At 53.6% G+C, this 5658-nt stretch carries 2 tRNA genes and 3 rRNA genes; all 5 read right to left on the minus strand.

From position 1 onward, the window contains the following. Positions 1 to 138: 138 nt before the first annotated feature. The 5 genes from rrf to G7044_RS17815 all read right to left on the minus strand — a co-directional run bounded on the left by rrf (position 139) and on the right by G7044_RS17815 (position 5263). A 5S ribosomal RNA gene (gene rrf, locus G7044_RS17795) occupies positions 139 to 253 on the minus strand. An 86-nt stretch (positions 254 to 339) separates the two neighbouring features. Further along, positions 340 to 3174, minus strand: a 23S ribosomal RNA gene (locus tag G7044_RS17800). Between the two features lie 314 nt (positions 3175 to 3488). Further along, positions 3489 to 3564, minus strand: a tRNA-Ala gene (locus G7044_RS17805). Between the two features lie 20 nt (positions 3565 to 3584). Next, a tRNA-Ile gene (locus G7044_RS17810) sits at positions 3585 to 3661 on the minus strand. A 139-nt stretch (positions 3662 to 3800) separates the two neighbouring features. Then, a 16S ribosomal RNA gene (locus G7044_RS17815) occupies positions 3801 to 5263 on the minus strand. The 16S, 23S and 5S rRNA genes sit together here with 2 tRNA genes alongside, the layout of an rRNA operon. Positions 5264 to 5658: the final 395 nt, after the last annotated feature.

The following is a 5658-nucleotide window of genomic DNA, read 5'->3' on the forward strand; positions in this document are numbered from 1 at the left end:
GACCTTCAGGTTATGAGCCTGACGAGCTACCGGGCTGCTCTACCCCGCGACAGGTGCGTTATGGCGCACGGTTGCACCGATCTTTGTTTGATGGTGCGGATTTGTTCATCGTTTAGAGAGATATGCGTTTCTTTTCAGATCTGGCGGTGACCTACTCTCCCACGTCTTGAGACGCAGTACCATTGGCGCGACGGCACTTAACGGCCGAGTTCGGGATGGGATCGGGTGTTTTGCTCGTGCTATGTCCACCAGATCGGAGAAGAAACGCTCAGCGTTCCGCGTTGCTGCGGGAAGTTGTCCAAGGATGCTTTTGGAAGCGGGGTCTGGCCACTTCCGGATCAAATCAAGCCTATCGAGCCATTAGTACCGGTCAACTGAACGCATTGCTGCGCTTACATCTCCGGCCTATCGACGTGGTGGTCTTCCACGGCTCTCAAGGGATACCTGGTTTTGAGGGGGGCTTCACGCTTAGATGCCTTCAGCGTTTATCCTGTCCGTTCATAGCTACCCAGCACTGCCGTTGGCACGACAACTGGTCCACCAGTGGAACGTTCACCCCGGTCCTCTCGTACTAGGGGCAACTCCTCTCAAGTATCCTACACCCACGGCAGATAGGGACCGAACTGTCTCACGACGTTCTAAACCCAGCTCACGTACCTCTTTAAACGGCGAACAGCCGTACCCTTGGGACCTGCTCCAGCCCCAGGATGAGATGAGCCGACATCGAGGTGCCAAACGATGCCGTCGATATGGACTCTTGGGCATCATCAGCCTGTTATCCCCAGCGTACCTTTTATCCGTTGAGCGATGGCCCTTCCACTCGGGACCACCGGATCACTATGGCCGTCTTTCGACTCTGCTCGACTTGTCAGTCTTGCAGTCAGGCTGGCTTCTGCCATTGCACTCAACGAGCGATTTCCGACCGCTCTGAGCCAACCTTCGCGCGCCTCCGTTACTCTTTAGGAGGCGACCGCCCCAGTCAAACTACCCACCACGCAGGGTCCCGGACCCGGATAACGGGCCGCGGTTAGACATCAAGAGTGCGAAGGGCGGTATCTCAAGGATGGCTCCATCGGAACTGGCGTCCCGATTTCAAAGCCTACCGCCTATCCTGCACATCACAATCCTGATGCCAGTGCGAAGCTATAGTAAAGGTGCATGGGGTCTTTCCGTCTAACCGCGGGAAGTCTGCATCTTCACAGACAATTCAATTTCGCTGAGTCCACATTTGAGACAGCGGGGAAGTCGTTACGCCATTCGTGCAGGTCGGAACTTACCCGACAAGGAATTTCGCTACCTTAGGACCGTTATAGTTACGGCCGCCGTTTACCGGGGCTTCAATTCAATGCTTGCACATCTCCTTTTAACCTTCCGGCACCGGGCAGGCGTCAGACCCTATACGTCGTCTTGCGACTTCGCAGAGCCCTGTGTTTTTAGTAAACAGTCGCCACCCCCTGGTTTGTGCCCCCGACCAACAGTTGCCTGCCAATCGGGCCTCCTTCTCGCGAACTTACGGAGGTATTTTGCCGAGTTCCTTAAATGTGGTTCTCTCAAGCGCCTTGGTATTCTCTACCAGTCCACCTGTGTCGGTTTAGGGTACGGTCTCATGGAGGGCTATTTCCAGGAACTGCTAAGCGGCCCTTCCAATCCGATAAGGAAGAACAACCGTCGCAATCCGTCACCATCTCCTGGCCCAGGAATATTAACCTGGTTCCCATCGACTACGCCTTTCGGCCTCGCCTTAGGGGCCGGCTTACCCTGCTCAGATTAGCTTTAAGCAGGAACCCTTGGACTTTCGGCGACAGGGTCTCTCACCCTGTTTGTCGCTACTCATGTCAACATTCTCACTTCTGATCACTCCACCGGATGCCTTACAGCCCGGCTTCACAGTCAGAACAATGCCTCCGTTGGATCCGAAGAACCAAAAGAGGCAGCGTTCTATATCACAGAACGCTCCGCTACCACGCACAACAAGTTGTGCATCCAAAGCTTCGGCTCGTGGCTTGAGCCCCGTTACATCTTCGCCGCAAGACCTCTTGATTAGACCAGTGAGCTGTTACGCTATCTTTAAAGGATGGCTGCTTCTAAGCCAACCTCCTGGTTGTTTTGGAAGTCTCACATGCTTTCCCACTTAGCCACGAATTGGGGGCCTTAGCTGTTGGTCAGGGTTGTTTCCCTCTCCACGACGGACGTTAGCACCCGCCGTGTGTCTCCCGGATAGTCCTTCTTGGTATTCGGAGTTTGCTTAGACTCAGTAAGGCTGTGGGCCCCCATCATCCATGCAGTGCTCTACCCCCAAGAGGATACGTCCGAGGCGCTACCTAAATAGCTTTCGCGGAGAACCAGCTATCTCCGAGTTTGATTGGCCTTTCACCCCTAGCCACACGTCATCCCGACCTTTTTCAACAGGTGTGGGTTCGGACCTCCAGTTGGTGTTACCCAACCTTCATCCTGCACATGGCTAGATCACTCGGTTTCGGGTCTGATCCATCTGACTATGTCGCGCATTTAACACTCGCTTTCGCTGCGCCTACACCTAACGGCTTAAGCTTGCCAGATAGACCAAGTCGTTGACCCATTATACAAAAGGTACGCCGTCACCGCTCAAGGCGGCTCCGACTGCTTGTAGGCGTCCGGTTTCAGAAACTGTTTCACTCCCCTCGTCGGGGTGCTTTTCACCTTTCCCTCACGGTACTGGTTCGCTATCGGTCAGCAAGGAGTACTTAGCCTTCGAGGGTGGTCCCCCGATCTTCAGACAGGATTTCACGTGTCCCGCCCTACTTAATACGTCCAATCGAACTTCCCATACGGGGCTGTCACCCGCTATGGCTGTGTTTTCCAACACATTCTGGTCATTCTCATGGCTCGGCTGGTCCCCGTTCGCTCGCCGCTACTGGGGGAGTATCTGTTGATTTCCTTTCCTCCGGGTACTTAGATGTTTCAGTTCCCCGGGTTCGCTCTAAAAACCCTATGTATTCAGGTGATTAGTACCTGGTTCAGCCCGTTATTGATTACCAAAAGATAACAATAACAAACTGTCAGGTGGGTTGCCCCATTCGGAGATCCATGGATCAAAGCTTATTCTCAGCTCCCCATGGCTTAACGCAGAGTATCACGTCCTTCATCGCCTCTTGCTGCCTAGGCATCCACCAAACGCCCTTATCGCGCTTGATTTGATCCGGAAGAAGACAGACCTAAATCTGTCGGCGCCCCCTTTTGTAAAAGGCGCCGTCGCTTCCGATCAAAAGCATGTACTTTTCCCGCTTCCCTCATTCGAAGGAAGCTTTGTTCTTCACATGAAAGAAGAACAATTGGTTAGTGTACTTGACTTGGACAACGTCATCGTTTGATCCGAAGATCACCGAACCCACACTCGGGTTCAGCCGACAACGCTGATTATCTCTCTATACGATGTAAATGCTTCCGAAGAAGCGACGTCCGATTGGACGGGAAAGCAAAGCTGCTTTCCGATCAAATCGAAGCGGAAATGGTGGAGCCTAACGGATTCGAACCGTTGACATCCTGCTTGCAAAGCAGGCGCTCTACCAACTGAGCTAAGGCCCCTTCTGATGAGGCGCAGCCGATGGTGGGTCGAGGAGGACTTGAACCTCCGACCTCACGCTTATCAGGCGTGCGCTCTAACCACCTGAGCTACCGACCCGTTTCCAGACCGGCAGGCCTGACATTGATGAACCTTGAAGAGATATGAGGACGGCCTGGCCGTGTGTGATCATCTGAACTGATGATCTGCTAAGTCGCTTTACGAGCTGGATAAATCCGGCTGCTAAAAGCTTCCTTAGAAAGGAGGTGATCCAGCCGCAGGTTCCCCTACGGCTACCTTGTTACGACTTCACCCCAGTCGCTGATCCTACCGTGGTCCGCTGCCTCCAAAAGGTTAGCGCACGGCCGTCGGGTAGAACCAACTCCCATGGTGTGACGGGCGGTGTGTACAAGGCCCGGGAACGTATTCACCGCGGCATGCTGTTCCGCGATTACTAGCGATTCCAACTTCATGGGGTCGAGTTGCAGACCCCAATCCGAACTGAGATAGCTTTTTGGGATTAACCCATTGTCACTACCATTGTAGCACGTGTGTAGCCCAACCCGTAAGGGCCATGAGGACTTGACGTCATCCACACCTTCCTCCGACTTATCATCGGCAGTTTCCATAGAGTGCCCAGCTTAACCTGCTGGCAACTAGGGACGTGGGTTGCGCTCGTTGCCGGACTTAACCGAACATCTCACGACACGAGCTGACGACAGCCATGCAGCACCTGTCTCCAGGTCACCGAAGTGAAAACACCATCTCTGGTGCGGTCCTGGGATGTCAAGGGTTGGTAAGGTTCTGCGCGTTGCTTCGAATTAAACCACATGCTCCACCGCTTGTGCGGGCCCCCGTCAATTCCTTTGAGTTTTAATCTTGCGACCGTACTCCCCAGGCGGAATGCTTAATCCGTTAGGTGTGTCACCGAACAGTATACTGCCCGACGACTGGCATTCATCGTTTACGGTGTGGACTACCAGGGTATCTAATCCTGTTTGCTCCCCACACTTTCGCACCTCAGCGTCAGTATCGAGCCAGTGAGCCGCCTTCGCCACTGGTGTTCCTCCGAATATCTACGAATTTCACCTCTACACTCGGAATTCCACTCACCTCTCTCGAACTCCAGACTGATAGTTTTGAAGGCAGTTCCAAGGTTGAGCCCTGGGATTTCACCTCCAACTTTCCAGTCCGCCTACGTGCGCTTTACGCCCAGTAATTCCGAACAACGCTAGCCCCCTCCGTATTACCGCGGCTGCTGGCACGGAGTTAGCCGGGGCTTCTTCTGCTGGTACCGTCATTATCTTCCCAGCTGAAAGAGCTTTACAACCCTAAGGCCTTCATCACTCACGCGGCATGGCTAGATCAGGGTTGCCCCCATTGTCTAAGATTCCCCACTGCTGCCTCCCGTAGGAGTCTGGGCCGTGTCTCAGTCCCAGTGTGGCTGATCATCCTCTCAAACCAGCTATGGATCGTAGGCTTGGTAGGCCATTACCCCACCAACTACCTAATCCAACGCGGGCTAATCCTTTGGCGATAAATCTTTCCCCCGAAGGGCACATACGGTATTACTCTCCGTTTCCAGAGGCTATTCCGTACCAAAGGGCATATTCCCACGCGTTACTCACCCGTCCGCCGCTAGACCCGAAGGTCTCGCTCGACTTGCATGTGTTAGGCCTGCCGCCAGCGTTCGTTCTGAGCCAGGATCAAACTCTCAAGTTGAAACATCCGAAGATGTTCTTGACAGAAAGACCTTGCACATCATCCTTCCCCTAAAAGAAGGATGCTTCTGCTTGTCGATTCACTCGCGTGAACCGCCAAACAGTGAAGCTGACACCTACATCATCGCTTGCGCTAGTAGGTCGATATACAAAGCCTTCAGTCGTATAGACCAAACCGCCCGCATATCTCTTCAAGTATACGTAACAATGTCAAATAGCAGGGAAACAAACAAACCCCAACCGCGCCAAACCTACTCGGCGCCGTCAAAGCCGCTGCTTCCAGATTGTTGCCCCGTTCCCGAAGCAGAAGCCCTACTTAAGAACCACTTCCAAATCCGTCAAGACACAATCTCAACTTTTTCGTCCGCAGCACCTTCGCGCCTCCCCGTCCCCTTC

The organism is Paracoccus xiamenensis, assembly GCF_011308835.1.
GTDB classification, from domain to species: Bacteria; Pseudomonadota; Alphaproteobacteria; order Rhodobacterales; family Rhodobacteraceae; genus Paracoccus; species Paracoccus xiamenensis.